An 18,061-nucleotide genomic window follows, 5' to 3' on the forward strand; every position below is an offset into this window, starting at 1 on the left:
TCCTTACCAGCATTGCGCCACGGTGCCGGTGCCACCGCTGATGTTGCGCGCGCCGGCCTGGTTGATCGTCAGCGTGCCGCACAGGGTATCCCTGGCCAACTGTGTACCTTGGGGTACGGCCTGGATGGTGTAGCTCGAAACACTCGCCGCACCGCTCGGGAAGCTATAGCCGTAGTCGGTACCGGTTCGCTGGGGTGTCGCGCAATCCAGGTTGGCTGATGCCAATGTATTTGAATTGCTGGCCGCATCCTGATCGTAACGCAGGTTGGTCGTGTAATAGCGCTCCATGTAATTGGCGTACTCCGACAGGCATCCTTTCGCCGCCGTCCTGCGGGTTTTGGTGATGTAGTTGGTGTACGTGGGCAACGCGATCGCAGCCAGGACCGCAATGATCCCCACCACGATCAACAACTCGATCAGGGTGAAGCCGGCGTTGCGCAGAACATGGCCCCGTTCGCGATCCGCATGAGAACGGCGGGCAAATGGCATCCCGTATCCGGTGTCCACGGACGCTGATCTGGTTTCATTCGACGAGAGCGATTTCATCATTCATTCCTTTACTGGGCGATCAGCTCTCGCCAGGAAACACGCTGCAAGGTGCCGGAGGTGCCGGAGGTCTTGATGCTGGTGGCGTTGCCGTTGTCGAAGCTCACCAGCATGCTGCCACCCATGAAGATCGGATTATTCGGCAACGAACTGAAGCCCATGCCGCTGGTCGCTACCGGCTTGCCGCCCACCATGATGTAGTCGGCCGGCTGGTTGATCTGTCCGTCACCATTGAGATCGAAGAAACTCGACGTCGGGTTGGTACCGGTAAATGGATCGACCGCCATGATCCAGCCACGACCGGAGGGATTGCAGAGATCCGTTACCTGCGGAATCCGTGTCGTCGCCAACAACTGATTGCCTTGGAACTGGTTCGGCGTGACAACCCGCTCACCCTGGGCAATCTCATGGGCAGCGTCGTAGGCGTAGGTGACTGTGCCATCACTGGCGGTGGTACTGGTCGGTGACAACAGATCCATGTACCAGCCGGATTTACCCGTCATATCGGATGTGGTCGGCTTCGGCGTCACTGCCCGTGCTGGCGCGATAGCCGCCGTCTTGACCGTGCCATCCGTGTTCAACACCGCTGCCGTTCCCGGCGTTTCCGCGACGATAAAGCGTTGCTTCAGATTGCTGCGTCCCACGGTATTGGTGCCATCGGCCGCCAGCCCGTTAGTGGTGGACTGCACGATCAAGCCGTACCAGGACTGGGTCGTCGTCGTGGTAAGGTCTGCGCTGCTCAGGTATTGACCCGTGCCGAAGAACACCCACAGGTCCTGCGTGGTCGGGTTCTTACCTATCAGCATACCGCCGGTAATCGGCTGCGCATTGCCACCGGTAGCTGCATCCATGGCCGTGAACAACTTGGTGCCGGTGCTGGTGGGAGTGGCCGCGTACGTAGTGACATTCACTCCGTTTACCTTGGTTACGGTGGCCTGGTTGAGGACAAACGACCATACCCGACCTTGCGCATCGCCCGCATAGGCCATTGTGCTGATGCCGACCGACAGGTCATTCATCCACACGGCCGGAGCCGCCAGACCGTTTCCGGCTGTGGAGTCGGTCGTATGTACGTTGAGGGTGCCGTCGCTGATCTTGAATTGCAGCAGGGCTGCCGTTCCGTTCTTGCTGTTGTAGCCATTGCCGATCAACACCGACCAGTTACCGTTGCCGGTTGTATCGGCAGAACCGGCATCGTTGGTCTGGGCGATGACCGGCTTACCGGTCATCTGCCCGATATAGTCGGCGTTGGTGCCGCCGTCACCAGCGGAACGCTCCCACAACAGCGTGATATTGGCCGGATTAGTGACATCCAGTGCGTAGATCGCCTTGGCCAGGCCTCGACCGGTCGTGCCCACGGCCACGCTGTGCCAAGCCGTTCCGAAATAGACATCAGCTACCGTCAGTTCGCCGTCATTGAAGTACTGGTGCGGTACCGCGGTCGTGGTGCCGTAATTGGGATCGGACAGGGTTGCAAGGCCGCCAGCGAGGCCGCCGGTGGTGATGACGGCAGCAGGCAGATAGGCATAGACCTCGGCGCCCGTATCGGCGTTGAACGCGTGCAGCATGCCGTCATTCGCTGCCACAAAGATCAGCCCCTGACGCGTGGTCGCGGTATAGGTAAGGTAGGTGTCTGATCCGGTGAACGCCTGACCGACGAACTGATTAGGGTCGGGCTGCCCCACATATACCGGCTGGGAATCGACGATATCGCCGAGCGCCGTATCGCGGGTGCGGTAGATGCCACCCGGCTTCGGTTTTTCCATCGAAGCATCGCCGCGCAGATAGTTGATCATGTTCTGCTGGTCGGTAGCGGTGCTGCCCAACGCGGACTGTTCGGTGCTGGAAAGTTTGGTCGGGTCCGAGAACGCCACCGCCGCCACCGTACTAACACTCGGGTTGTAGGTGTAGATATTCCGCTGGGCAGCCGCGGGCAACGCAGTGACCGCCGACCAGTTGTTCTTGTTCTTCGTGTCCAGCGTGCCGAGATTGGGGTCCACTGCAATCGCCTTCAGGTCACCCTTCCACTTGGCGGTGTAGTAATTGGCTTGATAGGCGAAAGCACCGGTTTTCAACTGGGTAGAGTTCGCAGCCAGACTGGCACCGGTGCCTACGCGCTCGGCTGCACGCTTCAATGCATTCTTCAGTCCGTCGGAAAACGCCTGAGGGCTGGTGGCAGAGTAGAAGCCACCATGGCCGTTGACCGCCGCGTGCGCCAGGTCAGCGATATTGTTGATCGAGTCGGCTGCCGGTGTCGGCCAGCTGAAATTGCTGATCGCCGAGCCGCCATTGGCCCAAGTGAAAATCTGGTCAATCGTCGTACCGGTCGGCGCAATGCCCTGCGGTGTAAAGCCAAGACCCAAGGTAAACGTCGTCATGTGCTGCCAGAAGGCCGGGTCTTCGATGCTGGTCGGCACTTCATTGATGGCGCTGGTGCGCAAGTCCGTCATCCAGTACTTCATGGCCACATCGGCAAGCGTGTCGCTGTTGCTGTCACTGTATGGAAGCGCTGCCGTATATTGGTAACTGCTGTTGTTGATGCCAGTTATTGGCGCCGTGGCACTGGTGCCATCGATATTGCCGTTACCAGGATTGCTGTCATTCCAGAAGCCATCGGTGGTCAAGATGGTATACGACTGGCGGCACGCGAGTTCTTCGGTGTTACCGGTCGTCGCGTTTTTCGATTGCCACGGCTGATCGGTTTTGTAGTACTCGCCCACCGCGCCCAGTGCTTGGCGCAATGGCGTTCCGTTACTTGCACTCTCACCGGCAACCCAATTCCAGAAATTGGCTTTTTGGGTCCCTGCCGTGCCATCACCAAATGACTGGACCGTGGCAAGCTCATTGTTGCTTTTGTATTGGTCGCTGAAAGCATAGGTCGAGGAGGACGAGGCTGGTAGCCCTGTCGTGTTGTTTCCATTGATCGAGCCAAAACCCACTCGGTATGTGGAATCAACGCCTGAAAATGCATTCATCAGGCCACTTTTGGCCATCAAAATGCGGGTGTGATAGTAGGAAAACCAGTTGGCGATGTTTTGCCCAGCCACCACACCGCTTGGCGCTGCGGTGCCCGACGTATCGGATGCCACGACACAGTTGCTTTGTGTGCCGCAGCTCGTTGCAGCAACATAACTAACAGTATATGGACCTGCCGCAGCACCAGTCGAATACTGAAAATAACCACTATATACCCTGGCGTAATACGTGCACGTACCATTGGTGAATCTATTACCTGTAAAATTCTGCCCGGAAGCACCATTCGCGCTGTAATAGGCATTGCACTGGTTTCTGCTGACGTTGGTATATGTCGTCAACGTACTCGCTGCAGTATACGGAGAATATACAATATTCCCGGAATCATAAATAGTCTCGTTATAAGCAGTCAAATCCACAACAGCGGTTGTCGATGTTTTGAATCCATCGACCAAGGCACTGGTCAAACCAGTAGCATTTGCATACGACGTTCCATCCGCCTTGACCGGCGGCTTGTAAGTAATCGTCGGATTGTAATAAACGCCATTATTGGCAGCATCGATTAGAGCATCATTATTCGAGGAAGTTGTGTTGCCATTTGTATCGCAAACAACCCCATTGAGATAACAGAAATCCGGCATGTAATCCCACGCCATCGACCCGGAATCATCCAGCATCAAGGTGATATTCGGCGGTGGCGGCTTCTGGATGATCAGCGGAGCCTGATCGACCGCCACAGCGGCCAGGGCGGGCGAGAAGGCGACGCCCAGCAGCCAGACGGATACGCCAGTAGTCAACAGTCTGCCGAGAAAACTGCCGAGCTTGCTGTGCATACGGGAAGTGATGTTCATGACGGTTCCGCTCTGTGCGATGGTGCGGCATGGGAAGGCCCATGTACCCTTGTATGGTCCATGTACCCTTGTATGGTCAACGTACGGCTGGAAGCTCAACCCTGCTTGATCATGGCCTGCAGCACGACCACGGCGCGATCTCCCTTGGCGGGATCGCCGCTGCGGGCGGTGACGCGGTAATAGATGTTGGTGATGGAGCCGCCGTTGACACCGTAGTTGTGCGAATTGGCGCTCTGGTTGAAGCCGGTATTGGCACCCGGGTCCTGAAAATTGCCCATGTTCTCGATCACGTATTGCGGCTGACCTGTCGCCAGCGTTCCTGCAGTGTATTGACTGGTGGCTAGGGTCTTGATGCTGCCCGCAGGTAAGTTAGGGTCGTCGAACGGATTGGTCAGGCAGACCACGCTGGCGGACTGGCAATTGCGGGCCACGGAACCAGGGCTAGTGGGTATGCTTGCCGCTGCTGCGCGCATCGCCGCCTCGGCGTTCTGGAAGGCGATCTGCCGGTCGTACATGTTGGCAGCCATCTTCTGCTGCATGATGGTGCCACGCACGGCAGCAAGGCCGACCAAGGTGATCACCACCAGCAGGATCAGTGCCACCACTAACGCGACACCACGCTGACCTGCACGTGCCGGCAAACTGCGCTGACATGGCGCGCGGCCCAGGCAAGTGTGGACAGCGTCGAGATCGGATATCGCGTCCACAGCAACACCTTTGGCTACGGAAAGGTTTGAAGCGGAGAAGTGGTTCATTGTCATGGCACCCGGTTGCGTACAGCGGTGGTAGCCGTAAAGTTGCGAGAGATGGCTTTGACGTCGGTGCCGGCACGCTTGTCGACACTTTCCAGCGTGAGCTTGACCTGCACGGCATCGACGGTGGCCCAGTTGGCGCCCACCGACGCTGCTGTGGCTAAACTGGCAACGCCCGCCTGATGGTAGGAAATGTTCATGCCGGTAACATCGCGCACCATTTCCTGCGCTGACGCCGTGGGTGTGCCTCCCGAAGTAGCCACACTCACGCGATACAGCGATCTGCCATTCACCGGGTTGACGCCGATGTACCAGTCCACCGCACCCAACTTGAAAATCTGTGAGTTGGGTCCAAACGAATAACCGTTGCCATTGGTGGTACACACGGTGGGGTAGCCCATGCCCTTGGAGCAGTTGCCTGGCGATGTGCTGCCACCGGTGTTGTGTACGACCGTAACGTTGCTGTTGTTGTAGCTGGTGATCTGGACGATGGTGGCATGATCGGGGTCGCACACGATGATCACGTCACCCGTCTGCAGATCCGAAGTCGTGTCGTTGAGCTTGAAATTCGCGGCGGTCGAACTGGGCGTGGCCGCTACGCTCAAACCCGTATCGGCAGCACCGATCAATTGCAGTGAATCCGTGCCACTCACCTGGTTTCCTGCCGCCGTCCCGACGGTCAATGCAGGGTCGGCCGTGGTGCCGCTGCCATAACCGCGCACGGCATTGCTCCAATCGTTCCACCACGCGGCACCACTGGGATTCACCACGTTGGCGACGCGTCCGTTGTTATTGCAACCGGTAAGCCCCGCATCACGGATGTCGCGCGCCATCATCTCGAACGCGATGCGTGAGCCATCTTGCACATCGCTCAGTGCCTGATTGGTGCGATAAGAGCGCTGGTTGGCCAGGAACACGCTGACCACGCCGCCGATGACGATCAGGCCGAGCAGCATCGCGACCATCAATTCGATCAGAGTGAAACCAGCCGATGGCAACGATCGCTGAAACGGATGTCGAGCCATACCGCAGCGAGTGATAGTGCGCTTGCTCATAGGATGGCCTTGGTGATGATTTGCTGACTGCTGGAGCTAGCCGCCCCCGCCCCCGCCCGACTGTCGTCGAAGGTGATTGTGACGGTACATTCACCGGAGCCGGAGCAACTGATGACACCCGTCGTGCTGGCCGTCGCACCAAGATCATGACCGAGCTGGGCGCACCACTGGGTAAGCTGGGCATTTGCCAACGTGCCGGTTCCCGTGGGGCAGGCGTTGGCTGTGACGGTGCCGTTGTAACTGGCGCTCTTGGCGCTGACGAGATCCGCACGCATCGCATCCAGGATCGAATAGCTGTCGATCGTGGCCATGCTGCGCGCCATCGCACTGTTGTTCGTTGACATCGACATCGCCTGCAACGCGGCGATGCCAAGGAAAGCGATGGAAAGCACCAGCACGGCGACCAATACCTCAATAAGGCCGACGCCAGACTGGGTAGATGCAGGAATTGCTCGGTTCATCATGGGCAAGCTCCCGAGCTTTGGGCGGTTGCAAGGATCGAACCGGCTGTCATCATGATCTTGCGATGATTGTTGGTGCTCATCTGGCTGGTGCAGATGTCCGCAACCGCGCCCAGACTGCTGCTGTCGTAAGGAGTTGTGCTGCCGACCGCATACGCCAACCCCTGCCCGTTGAAGCGCAGCGCCTGCACATTACCCTTCAGCTGAATCGGTGTGGCAATACCCGGCGTGCCGGCAAGCACCGTCGCCGCCGACGCTGGGGAGCCACCCAGGAGCACATAGACCGCTCCGGTCTGCGTGCCGCACCGTGTGCCAAGCGTATCGCTGGTATTGACACTGGCCGAGTTACTGCACAGCTGAGTACTGGCATTGCGCTTGACAGCTTCCATCCGCGCGGAGTTGATCGCAAGGACGAGATCGTTGGACGTGGTGGTGAGCTTGTTGGAAAGCATGATCGTCTTGAAGCTCGGCACGGCAATCATGATCAGCACCACAGCGATGGTGACGGTGATCATTAGCTCAACTAGGGTGAAGCCACGGACATGCCGCCGCACCATCGTCTGCGTCATCTGTTCATGCCGTGATTGGTCGACCGCAAACGGCGTGCGCGCAAACGGGCGCCTGCCGACGCTTGCCTGCTGTTCTTCAACCAGCGAGACAGCTCGCTGACGCGACGAGACCTGCATGGAATTCTCCCTGATACCCCTACATGCACTGTACTCAACCGACCTGCCTCGATCAGCCCCCAACCGACGGGCGGTAGAAATTGCCCGACAAGCGGCTAGCTTCGACGAAAAAGGGTGATTGAGGTCACGCGTGGACGCATAGACCAGACTTACGCCGGCCCCGAACGAGGAACCGTATCTTGTTGGCAAAGGTTCGCGGTGGCGCGCAGGCCGTCCAGGGAATCCCGAAAAAACAAAGGCCCGCGTTGGCGGGCCTTTGAAGTCTGGTGCCGGAAATAGGAATCGAACCTACGACCTACGCATTACGAATGCGCCGCTCTACCAACTGAGCTATTCCGGCAAAGAGCCGCAGATTTTACGGTGCGGGGCCTGATGGCGCAAGCACACAACCGCCTCAGAAGCTGGCCGAAGTGCCGCCACCGACGACACGCAGCTCTTTCGGCAACGCGAAGGTGATGTTTTCCGGCTCACCATCGAGCTCGCGCACGTCACCGGCGCCCCACGACTGCAGGCGGGCGATCACGTCGCGCACCAGCTTTTCGGGAGCCGAGGCACCGGCGGTGAGGCCGATGCGTTTGACTCCACCGAGCCAGCTGCGCTCGATGTGCTCGGCGCCGTCGATCAGGAACGAGCGCACGCCCTGCTTCTCGGCCAACTCGCGCAGGCGGTTGGAATTGGAGCTGTTAACCGAGCCGACGACCAGCATCAGATCAACGGCATCGGCGAGCCGGCGTACGGCGTCCTGACGATTCTGCGTGGCGTAGCAGATGTCGTCCTTGCGCGGGCCTTCGATGTCGGAAAACTTGTTGCGCAAGGCTTCGATGATTGCCTTGGTGTCGTCCACCGACAGCGTGGTCTGGGTGACGTAGGACAGCAGGTGCGGAAACTTTGGCGTGAGCTTTTCCACGCACTCCAGCGATTCGACCAGCAGGATCTCGCCGGCGTTGTCCGGATTCCACTGCCCCATGGTGCCTTCGACTTCCGGATGACCGGCATGGCCGATCAACACCACACTGCGCCCGATGCGGCCAAGCCGCGCCACTTCCATATGCACCTTGGTGACCAGCGGGCAAGTGGCATCGAATACTTTCAGGTGCCGTTGCTCGGCTTCCTCACGCACAGCCTGCGACACGCCGTGCGCGCTGAAGATCACCGTGGCGCCATCCGGCACTTCATGCAACTCCTCGACGAAGACCGCGCCATCGGCGCGCAACTTGTCGACCACATAACGGTTATGCACCACCTCGTGCCGCACGTAGATCGGTGCGCCGTATGATTCCAGCGCGCGCTCGACGATCGCGATGGCGCGATCGACGCCAGCGCAGAAACCACGGGGATTGGCGAGCAGGATGTCCATGATGTCTCGGGTGCGTCGAACCCTGTGGAAGCGGTTACATGGGCTTGAATGACCCGCGAATTATCGCACGCTGTCCGCCGGCTTGCCGGCAAACAGGCCGAAGGCGATCAGCAGCACGGCCCCGACCGTGATGCCGCAATCGGCGAGGTTGAACACCGGGTAGCTCCACTGGCGGAAGTACACGTGGATGAAATCGGTGACCTGCGCCGCATGCAGGCGGTCGATCAGGTTGCCGATGGCGCCGCCGACGATCAACCCCAACGGCAACGCGGTACGCCAGTCACGCCGCGGTGTACGTGCCAGCCACCCCACCAGCACCGCGCTGATCACCAGCGCCAGCAGCACGAAGAACCAGCGTTGCCAGCCAGCGCCATCGGCCAGAAAGCTGAAAGCGGCACCACTGTTGAACGCCAGCGTCCAGTTCAGAAAACCGGGAATCACCGGATGCGGCACGCCGATCGGCTGCAATGCCTGCACTGCCCACCATTTGCTGAGCTGGTCGAGCGCGATGACGACGGCGGACAGCCACAGCCAGGGGAGTGCGTTGGGTTTGGTGGTCATGGGCCGTGGGGACTCAGTGATAGAGGATTCTTCGACTCCTCCCCCTGCGAGCAGGGGAGGCTGGGAGAGGTTCGCTCTTGACCTTGGGAGATCAGATCAAGAGTCTACCCCTCCCCAACCCTCCCCTGCTTTGCAGGAGAGGGAGCGCATCAAGGTCAGAACCAGCGACGATCCTCGCCCGTGCCTTCGATATTGCTGATGCAGCGGCCGCACAGCTCGGGATGTTCGACATGTCGGCCGACATCGTCGCGACGATGCCAGCAGCGCACGCATTTCGCGGCCTCGCTGACACTGGCGGACACCCACACTTCAGCACCATCCAGCTCCACTTTCACCGCACTGTCCGGACGCGGCGTCAACGACACAAGGTCGAGATCGGAAGTGATGAAGAAAAAGCGCAGTTCCTCCGCAGCCACGGTGTAACGCGACTGCGTGGCAGCGGAGGCATGGATCACCAGCTTCGCTTCCAGTGCCGCACCGATCTGCTCGGCCTTGCGCATGCCTTCGAGCACGCGCGAAGCGCTGTCGCGGATCGCCAGCAGGTCGGCCCAGTAGCGCCGCTGTTCCGGCGAGCCTTGTACAGCAGCCAGTCCGTCGTACCAGGTCTCAAACAGCACGCTGTCGTCACGCTGACCCGGCAGCTGCTGCCAGATCTCCTCGGCGGTGAAACTCAGCACGGGCGCCAGCCAGCGCACCAGCGCCTCAACGATGCGGTACATCGCGCTCTGCGCGCTGCGGCGGCCGCGGCTGTCGGTCGGCATGGTGTACAGCCGATCCTTGGTGATATCCAGATACAGCGCGCCCAGCTCGTTGGTGCAGAAATTCTGGATGCGCGCCACCACTTCCGGAAAGTCATAACGCTCGTACGCGGCCAGCACGGCCTGCTGCACGTCGTACGCCTGCTGGATCGCCCACTGGTCCAGCAGCAGGCTTTCTTCGACCGGCACCAGGTGCTTGGCCGGGTCGAAGCCGTCCAGATTGCCGAGCAGGAATTTCGCGGTATTGCGAATGCGCCGGTAGGTGTCGGAGACCCGCTTGAGGATCTCGTCGGAAACCGTCATCTCGTTGCGGTAGTCCGCCGAGGCCACCCACATGCGCAGCACGTCGGCGCCCAGCGTATCCATCACCTTCTGCGGCGCGACCACGTTGCCCAGCGACTTGGACATCTTGCGGCCGTTCGCATCGACCGCGAAACCGTGCGTGAGCACCTCGTCGTAAGGCGCACGGCCGTGGATTGCCGACGAGGTCAGCAAGGACGACTGGAACCAGCCGCGATGCTGGTCGGAACCTTCCAGGTACATCACCTTGTAATGCGACGCGGGCCCTTGCTGCAGTTCCTGGCGCTGGCCGATCACCGCGAAATGGGTGACGCCGGAATCGAACCAGACGTCCAACACATCGGTGACTTTCTCGTAATCGTTCGCCTGGTCGCCGAGCAACTCGGCCGGATCCAGCGTGAACCACGCATCGACGCCGCCCTGCTCCACTTTCTTCGCGACCTGCTCCAGCAGCGCCACGGAATCCGGATGCCGCTCCTGCGTGGCCTTGTGCACGAACAGCGCGATCGGTACGCCCCAAGTGCGCTGACGCGAGATGCACCAGTCCGGGCGTCCGGCGATCATGCCGGCGATGCGCTCCTCGCCCCAGCTTGGCACCCAGCGCACGCTCTTGATCGAGGTGAGTGCGGTCTCGCGCAGCGACGCCTGCTCCATCGAGATGAACCACTGCGGCGTGGTGCGGTAGATCACCGGCGTCTTGTGGCGCCAGCAATTCGGGTAGCTGTGTTCGATCTTCGCGAACGCGAGCAGCACGCCGCGCTGGCGCAACAGGTCGACGATCGCGTCGTTGGCCTTCCAGATATGCATGCCACCCAGCTCGAGCGGGTCGGCAGCCGGTGTGTCAGCACGATAGGTGCCACGCGGTTCGATGTAGTTGAGCAGGCCGATGCCGTACTCGCGCGCCACCACGAAATCCTCGACGCCGTGGTCGGGCGAGGTGTGCACGGCGCCAGTACCGTCCTCGGCACTGACGTGCTCGCCAAGGATCACCGGCACTTCGCGTGGGTAGAACGGGTGGTGCAGCTTCAGGCCTTCCATCGCCTTGCCCGACGCATGACCAAGCACGCTCGCCTGCTCCATGCCATAACGTTGCGTCGCCTTGTCGGCCAGAGCGCCGGCAATCACCAGCAGCACGCGCTTGCCGTCGCGTTGCGGGCCCTCGATCAGTGCGTATTCCAGCTCGGCGCCCAGCGATACCGCTTGGCTTTCCGGCAGTGTCCACGGCGTGGTGGTCCAGATCGGAATGGCGACGATCGCATCGCCGGCGTCCACACCGAATTTCGCCGCCAGCGCCTTCGCGTCGACTGCGTCGTAGGCCACATCGACCGCGGGCGAGACCTTGTCGCCGTACTCGATCTCCGCTTCGGCCAGCGCCGAAGCACAGTCGAAGCACCAGTACACCGGCTTGGCGCCGCGCACCACATGACCGTTCGACACGATGCGTGCCAGCGCACGCAGCATGTCGGCCTCGTAGCTGAAATCCATCGTGCGGTACGGCTTTTGCCAGTCGCCGAGCACGCCGAGCCGCTTGAAGTCGGTGCGCTGGGTATCGACCTGCTCGGCCGCGTACTCGCGGCACTTCTGCCGGAACGCGGCGGCATCGAGCTTGTCGCCCGGCTTGCCGAACTTCTTTTCCACCGCGATCTCGATCGGCAGGCCGTGGCAGTCCCAGCCCGGCACATACGGTGCGCGATGGCCGGCCAGCAGCTTGGACTTGACCACCATGTCCTTGAGGATCTTGTTGACCGCATGGCCGATATGGATCGAGCCATTCGCGTACGGCGGGCCGTCATGTAGCACGAACACGCTGTCGCGATGAGCGGTCTTCTGCTGGATCTGCGCATAGCGATCGACCCGCTCCCACTCGGCCAGCCAGCCCGGCTCGCGCTTCGGCAAATCGCCGCGCATCGGAAAGTCCGTCTGCGGCAGGTTGATCGTGCTCTTGTAATCGTGGGTCATTGCGTGGATGCCATCACTGAAGTGTTGCCGTCCGCCAGCGAGCGAACAAAGAGTTCAAAGTTAAACGATACGTGCGTCTGCCGGAAGCCGGCTCACGCTTCGACCAGTCGCGGATTCATCCCCAGCAGCTCGCGCGCCATGCGCGAGTCCAGCGCCATCTGCGCCTTGAGCGGCTCCAGCCCGTCGAACTTCTGCTCGTCGCGCAGCTTGGCGACGAACTCCACTGCCATGCGCTGGCCGTACAGGTCGCCGTCGAAATCGAACAGGTGTACTTCCAGCAACGGCTCGCTGACCTGATTCACGGTCGGACGCACGCCGAGGCTGGCCACACCAGGCCAACTGCATTCGCCCTCGCCCAGCCCCACGCGCACTGCGAAGATGCCGTGCACCGGGCTGACCCGCTGCTGCAGGTGGATGTTGGCGGTGGGATAACCGAGCGTGCGGCCGAGCTGGTTGCCGTATTCGACCTTGCCGTCGATCACGAAGGGCCGCCCCAGCAGCGGTTCGGCGTCGGAAAATTCACCGGCGGCCAGCAATGCACGTACGCGGCTGGCCGAGACACGTGCCCCATCTAGCTGCACCGGCGGCATCGTGCAGGCGGCAAAACCGAGCTGCGCGCCCATTTGCTCCAGCAGCGCCACATCGCCAGCGCGCTTGTGGCCGAAACGGAAATCACCGCCTACCCATACTTCGCGTGCGGCCAGCCGTTCGACCAGCACGCGCCGCACGAAATCCTCGGCCGACATCGCCGTCAGCGCCTGATTGAAGCGCAGCAGCAAGGTGTGTTCCATGCCCGCGGCGGCGAAGCCGCGCAGCTTTTCGCGCACGCTGGACAGACGCGGCACCGGTTCGGTGGAAAAGAAGGAGCGCGGCAGCGGCTCGAAGCTCACCACCACCGGGCGACAGCCCAGCGCCTGCGCGCGCTCATGCACCTGCGCCAGCAGCGCCTGATGCCCGCGATGCAGGCCATCGAACGCACCGACCGCAATCACACTGCCGCGCGGCGCCAGACAAGGGCCCGCAACATCCCTGGAAAGTCTCATCATGAGGTGAGTATAACGGGCGCCGCTGCGGCACCAAGCGCGTACGGGCGACACATCGACAGCATCAGCCTGCCCGCAGATCGCGCAGGCGAAACCCACCGGCATACAACGCGCCCACGTAGGCCAGCGCGCCAGCGGCCACCAGCGCCGACAAGTGCCAGACCCGGGTGAACACCGACACTCCGACCCAGTCCGGCCACAGCCAACGGCCGAACAACAGCACCGCCACCATCACCGCGCAAGCCAGCGCCAGCCGCAACCAATGCCTGGTCCAGCCTGGTTCGCGCTGGTACACCCCGGCGCGCTTCAACCAGCGCCAGAGCAGCACGAAATTGAGATAACTCGACAACGTGCTGGCGATCGCCAGTCCCACATGCAGGCCCGGTACTTGAGCAATGCCGTCAAGCAGGCTGCCCTGTTTCAATGCCGGCGACGCCCACAGTTCGAACAGCAGCACGATAAAGATGCCGTTGAACACCATGTTGGCCACCAGCGCCGCCACACCCGCCCGCACCGGCGTGCGGGTGTCCTGGCGTGAATAGAACGCCGGCAGCACTACCTTGACCAGCGCAAATGCCGGCAACCCACAGCTGAGCGCGATGATCGACAACGTCGACATGTGCGCGTCGAACGCCGTGTAGTGCCCGTTCTGGAACAAGGTATCCACCAGCGGGCCGGCCAGCAGCAGCAGCGCAAACATCGCCGGCGCCGCAATCAGCAGGGTCAGGCGCAAGCCCCAGTCCAGTGCCTTGGAGAATCCGGCCCGATCCGTTCCGACATGGTGCCGCGACAGTGCCGGCAGGATCACCGTGCCCAGCGCCACCCCGAACACACCCAGTGGGAGTTCGAGAAAGCGGGTCGACTGCCACAACCAGGTCTGCGAGCCGGTCACCAGCAGCGAGATCACCACCGTGTCCAGCAGCAGATTGAGCTGCGCCACCGAGGAGCCAAACAGGGTCGGCACCATCAGCCGCATGATCTTGCGCACCTGCGGATGGCTCCAGCCCCAGCGCGGCATGTCGAGCAGATTCAGTTTGCGCAGCGCCGGCAGCAGGAACAGCAGCTGCAGTACGCCGGCCACCAATACCGCCCAACCCATCGCCATGATCGGCGTATGCAGCCGCGGTGCCAGCCACAACGCCCCGATCACCATGCATATATTGAGGATCACCGGCGCCAGCGCCGGCAGTGCGAAACGGTGGAAACTGTTCAACGCACCACCGGCCAGCGCGGTCAGCGAGACAAACAGGATGAACGGGAAAGTCAGCCGCACCAGGTCGGTAGTGAGGTCGAACTTGTGCGGCTGATCCAGCGCACCCGGCGCAAACGTCCCGGCCACCTGCGGCGCAAAGATCAGGCCCAGCGCGGTAACCACCAGCAGCACGCCACCTAGCGTGCCGGAGACGCGCGCCAGCAATTGCTTCAGATCCTCGTGCGTGCCGGTTTGCTTCACTTCGGTGAACACCGGCACGAACGCAGTCGAAAACGAACCTTCGGCGAACAGCCGGCGCATGAAATTGGGAATGCGGAACGCGATGACAAACGCGTCGGTGGCGGCATTGGCCCCGAACACGTGGCTCATCGATATATCCCGCAACAGCCCGAGTACGCGCGAAACCATCGTCATGCTGCTGAACGAGAGCAGCCCACGGAACATGCTGGGGGACTTCATGCGTCTGCGAAACCTTGGATATGGGAGGGCGTCACACTCCGCATAAAGCGGATGCAAGCGCATAGTCTGACAGCCGCCACAGACAAGATGACAGCCCATATGTGGCAAAATGCAGGCGCCACAGCCGGCGCCGCCATGGCAACGAAGCCGCCGAATCATTATCGGCCTCGCTAAATGATTGACGCAACGGCAAATCGACCGCATAATTGGCGTCTTTTTCCAACCTCAACCCTGCATTCCGGAGTTCTACCTTGGCCAACATCAAGTCCGCGAAGAAGCGCGCGCGCCAGTCCGAACAGCGCCGCCTGCGCAACATCAGCGCACGTTCCATGGTCCGTACCGCCCTGAAGAAGGTCGTCAAGGCCATCGAGGCCAAGGACAAGGCCGGCGCCATCGCCGCGTTCACCATCGCCCAGCCGGTGATGGATCGTTACGCTGCCCGTGGCCTGATCCACAAGAACAAGGCTGCCCGTCACAAGAGCCGCCTCAACGCGAAGATCCGCGAACTGGCGTAAGCCGAGCGCGATTCGAGTTGAAAGAAAAAGCCGGCGCAAGCCGGCTTTTTTATGCCTGTGTTTTGCTCCCTCCCCTGCTTGCAGGGGAGGGCTGGGGTGGGGTCGCTCTTCACCGCAGGCCAAAAGCATCCCCTCCCCAGCCCCCCCTGCAAGCAGGAGGAGGAGTCCAGATCGCGGCACCGTCACTGCCTCGGACGAAACTCCAGCGGCACGGCATCCGTCCGCGCTGCCGCTGGCGGCTTCGGTCCGCAGGCACCGCAGGTACTGCAACCATCGCTGCAATTGCCGGTCGCCTGCTTTGGCTGCAGGCGTTGTCCGAAAGCACGCACCCATGCGGCATGGCCGGAACGGCTGAAATGGATCGACGCCGCCGCCAGCCAGCGGTTCGTAAGCGTGGGCGCCAGCTTGCGGAACACGATCAGCGCACTGGCCAGCACGACCAGGCCGATCACCGCGTACTGCACCAGCAGACTCGTGCTCATGTCAGCATCCTCGCGATCTGGTAGACGATGAACGACGCGGCGTAAGCCATGCCGAACATGTAACCGAACGAGATCGCCACATTACGCCAGGAGTTGGTCTCGCGACGGATCACTGCCAGCGTGGACATGCACTGCGGTGCATACGCGAACCACACCAGCAGCGACAGCGCGCTGGCCAGCGAGATCTGGCCGGCCAACGCATGACCCAAGCCACCGCTCGCCTCACCACCGACCAGATAGACGGTCGCCAGCGCGGCCACCGCAGTCTCGCGCGCAGCAAATGCCGGGATCAGCGCCAGGCTGATCTGCCAGTTGAAGCCGATCGGCGCAAAAATGTATTGCAGGCCGCGCCCGATATAGCCCGCGAAGCTGTAGTTGATCGCCGGCCCGGTCGCACCCGCAGGTGGCGACGGGAAGGTGGAGATGAACCACATCAGCACAGTCAGCCCCAGGATCACGCCGGTCAGGCGCTTCAGGAAGATCGCGCCGCGCTCGTACAGGCCGATCGCCACGTCGCGCAGCTTCGGCATCCGGTACGACGGCAGCTCCATCAGCAAGGCATGTTCGCTCTTGTCCCGACGGATGCGCTTCATCACCCAGCCGACCGCCATCGCGCCGAGAATGCCCACCAGGTACAGCGAAAACAGCACGATGCCCTGCAGGTTGAACACGCCAAACACGTAACGGATCGGAATGAAGGCACCAATCAGCAGCGCATACACCGGCAGGCGCGCCGAGCAGGTCATCAGTGGGGCGATCAAGATCGTCGCCAGACGGTCGCGCGGATCCTGGATGCTGCGTGTACCCATGATGCCGGGGATCGCGCAGGCGAAACTCGACAGCAACGGGATGAACGAGCGCCCGGTCAGCCCTACGGACAGCATCAGCCGATCGAGCAGGAACGCCGCGCGCGGCAGGTAGCCGGACTCCTCCAGCGTGAGGATGAACAGGAACAGCACCAGGATGACCGGCAGAAAGCCGAGCACGGTACCAATACCGCCGAACAGGCCGTTGGTGACCAGGCTCTGCAGCGGGCCGGCCGGCATCAGCGCGGCGACGTGTTCGCCCAGCCAGCCGAAGCCGCCGCCGATCAGGTCGCTCATCGGCTTGCCTGCGGCATACACCGCCTGGAACACCAGGAACATCACCACGGCGAGAATCAACAGCCCGAACACCGGATGCAGCGCCCAGCGATCGAGTGCGTCGTCGAGCGCCGCCGTGGCGCGCGGCATCGTCACCGTCGCAGTCAGGATTTCACGCACTTGCGCATGCAAGCCGGCACGGCTGGCTGCATCGTCCGGCTGCGCCGGCGCGGCGGTCGGCACTTCACCGTCAACCCGTTCGATCAGCGCCTTCGCGCCACCACGCCTTACCGCGATGGTTTCCACCACCGGCAGACCAAGGCGGCGCTGCAGCTCCGCCACGTCGATGACAATGCCGCGCTGGCGCGCCGTGTCCATCATGTTCAATGCCAGCACCACCGGCCGGCCGAGGCGCTTCACCTCCAGCACGAAGCGCAGGTGCAGGCGCAGGTTGGTGGCGTCGGCCACGCAGATGATCAGGTCCGGCGCCGCCTCGCCCGGGTAGTTGCCGGCGCAGACGTCGCGGGTGATCTGTTCATCCGGGCTGTTCGCCTCGAAGCTGTAGGTGCCCGGCAGATCGAGAATCTGCAGCACGCGACCGGAGGGTGCAGTGAAACGCCCTTCCTTGCGCTCGACGGTGACGCCGGCGTAGTTCGCCACCTTCTGCCGACCGCCGGTGAGCAGGTTGAACAGCGCGGTCTTGCCGCAGTTCGGGTTGCCGACCAGCGCGATCCGCAGGGTCGAGGCGCTCATGCCGCCACCTCGCTGCGCACGCTGACCCGGGCCGCCTCGGCGCGGCGCAGGGCAAAACGGGTGTAGCCGATCTGGATCAGCACCGGGTCGCCGCCCATCGGCCCGATCGCCACCACCCGCACCGGTTCGCCATCGACGAAACCCAGGTCACGTAAGCGCTGCGCAATCGGATCCGCCGCATGCGCATCGTGCACGCGGTCGACCACGGCGGGAGCACCTTTGGGCAATTCGGACAGACGCACGGCCGGTTTCTCA

At 61.9% G+C, this 18,061-nt stretch carries 15 protein-coding genes and 1 tRNA gene; 1 reads left to right on the forward strand and 15 read right to left on the reverse strand.

Translation table 11 applies throughout. From position 1 onward, the window contains the following. Positions 1–3: 3 nt before the first annotated feature. The 12 genes from IE071_RS08085 to murJ form a co-directional block, all read right to left on the reverse strand. Positions 4–546, reverse strand: coding sequence for a type IV pilin protein (locus IE071_RS08085; protein ID WP_189440578.1), 543 nt, complete (start codon positions 544–546; stop codon positions 4–6). A gap of 11 nt (positions 547–557) precedes the next feature. Next, positions 558–4,370 (reverse strand): pilus assembly protein, encoded by a 3,813-nt coding sequence (locus IE071_RS08090; RefSeq protein ID WP_189440579.1) that lies wholly within the window; start codon positions 4,368–4,370, stop codon positions 558–560. Between the two features lie 95 nt (positions 4,371–4,465). Next, positions 4,466–5,125 carry a pilus assembly PilX family protein gene (locus tag IE071_RS08095; RefSeq protein ID WP_189440580.1) on the reverse strand — a complete coding sequence of 220 codons (660 nt, stop codon included), beginning with the start codon at positions 5,123–5,125 and terminating at the stop codon, positions 4,466–4,468. Positions 5,126–5,127: 2 nt separating this feature from the next. Continuing rightward, on the reverse strand, positions 5,128–6,177 hold the full coding sequence (locus IE071_RS08100) for a PilW family protein (RefSeq protein WP_189440581.1): 1,050 nt from the start codon (positions 6,175–6,177) through the stop codon (positions 5,128–5,130). Then, a complete protein-coding gene (gene pilV, locus IE071_RS08105; protein WP_189440582.1) occupies positions 6,174–6,641 on the reverse strand; it encodes a type IV pilus modification protein PilV in 468 nt (155 codons plus the stop codon). Before pilV ends, IE071_RS08100 begins: the two co-directional genes overlap by 4 nt. Then, positions 6,638–7,324: a GspH/FimT family pseudopilin gene (locus IE071_RS08110; RefSeq protein WP_189440583.1), complete on the reverse strand. Its 687-nt coding sequence runs from the start codon at positions 7,322–7,324 to the stop codon at positions 6,638–6,640. Before IE071_RS08110 ends, pilV begins: the two co-directional genes overlap by 4 nt. A gap of 264 nt (positions 7,325–7,588) precedes the next feature. Continuing rightward, positions 7,589–7,664, reverse strand: a tRNA-Thr gene (locus tag IE071_RS08115). A gap of 54 nt (positions 7,665–7,718) precedes the next feature. Then, the gene (gene ispH, locus IE071_RS08120; RefSeq protein WP_189440584.1) at positions 7,719–8,681 is read right to left on the reverse strand and encodes a 4-hydroxy-3-methylbut-2-enyl diphosphate reductase; all 963 of its coding nucleotides are present in this window, start codon (positions 8,679–8,681) and stop codon (positions 7,719–7,721) included. Positions 8,682–8,741: 60 nt separating this feature from the next. Next, entirely contained in the window at positions 8,742–9,242 is a 501-nt protein-coding gene (lspA, locus tag IE071_RS08125) for a signal peptidase II (protein WP_189440585.1), read from the reverse strand. A 155-nt stretch (positions 9,243–9,397) separates the two neighbouring features. Further along, positions 9,398–12,259, reverse strand: a complete 2,862-nt coding sequence (gene ileS / locus IE071_RS08130) for an isoleucine--tRNA ligase (RefSeq protein ID WP_189440586.1) — start codon at positions 12,257–12,259, stop codon at positions 9,398–9,400. Positions 12,260–12,351: 92 nt separating this feature from the next. Then, complete coding sequence (locus IE071_RS08135) at positions 12,352–13,305, reverse strand: bifunctional riboflavin kinase/FAD synthetase (protein WP_189440587.1); 954 nt, start codon at positions 13,303–13,305, stop codon at positions 12,352–12,354. Between the two features lie 61 nt (positions 13,306–13,366). Then, positions 13,367–14,974 carry a murein biosynthesis integral membrane protein MurJ gene (gene murJ, locus IE071_RS08140; RefSeq protein ID WP_189440588.1) on the reverse strand — a complete coding sequence of 536 codons (1,608 nt, stop codon included), beginning with the start codon at positions 14,972–14,974 and terminating at the stop codon, positions 13,367–13,369. Positions 14,975–15,225: 251 nt separating this feature from the next. Between murJ and rpsT the strand changes: the two genes are divergently transcribed. After that, complete coding sequence (rpsT, locus tag IE071_RS08145; protein ID WP_140650179.1) at positions 15,226–15,489, forward strand: 30S ribosomal protein S20; 264 nt, start codon at positions 15,226–15,228, stop codon at positions 15,487–15,489. A 182-nt stretch (positions 15,490–15,671) separates the two neighbouring features. Here rpsT and IE071_RS08150 read toward each other — a convergent pair whose 3' ends face one another. Genes IE071_RS08150 through IE071_RS08160 form a run of 3 tightly spaced genes read right to left on the reverse strand, consistent with a single transcriptional unit; the run spans position 15,672 to position 18,048 of the window. After that, a complete protein-coding gene (locus IE071_RS08150) occupies positions 15,672–15,971 on the reverse strand; it encodes a DUF6587 family protein (protein ID WP_189440589.1) in 300 nt (99 codons plus the stop codon). Continuing rightward, complete coding sequence (feoB, locus tag IE071_RS08155) at positions 15,968–17,806, reverse strand: ferrous iron transporter B (RefSeq protein WP_189440590.1); 1,839 nt, start codon at positions 17,804–17,806, stop codon at positions 15,968–15,970. Before feoB ends, IE071_RS08150 begins: the two co-directional genes overlap by 4 nt. Continuing rightward, positions 17,803–18,048, reverse strand: a complete 246-nt coding sequence (locus tag IE071_RS08160) for a FeoA family protein (protein WP_077517665.1) — start codon at positions 18,046–18,048, stop codon at positions 17,803–17,805. The genes feoB and IE071_RS08160 overlap by 4 nt, the downstream gene beginning before the upstream one ends. Positions 18,049–18,061: the final 13 nt, after the last annotated feature.

The sequence above is a fragment of the Rhodanobacter panaciterrae genome, assembly GCF_014651895.1.
GTDB lineage: Bacteria > Pseudomonadota > Gammaproteobacteria > Xanthomonadales > Rhodanobacteraceae > Rhodanobacter > Rhodanobacter panaciterrae.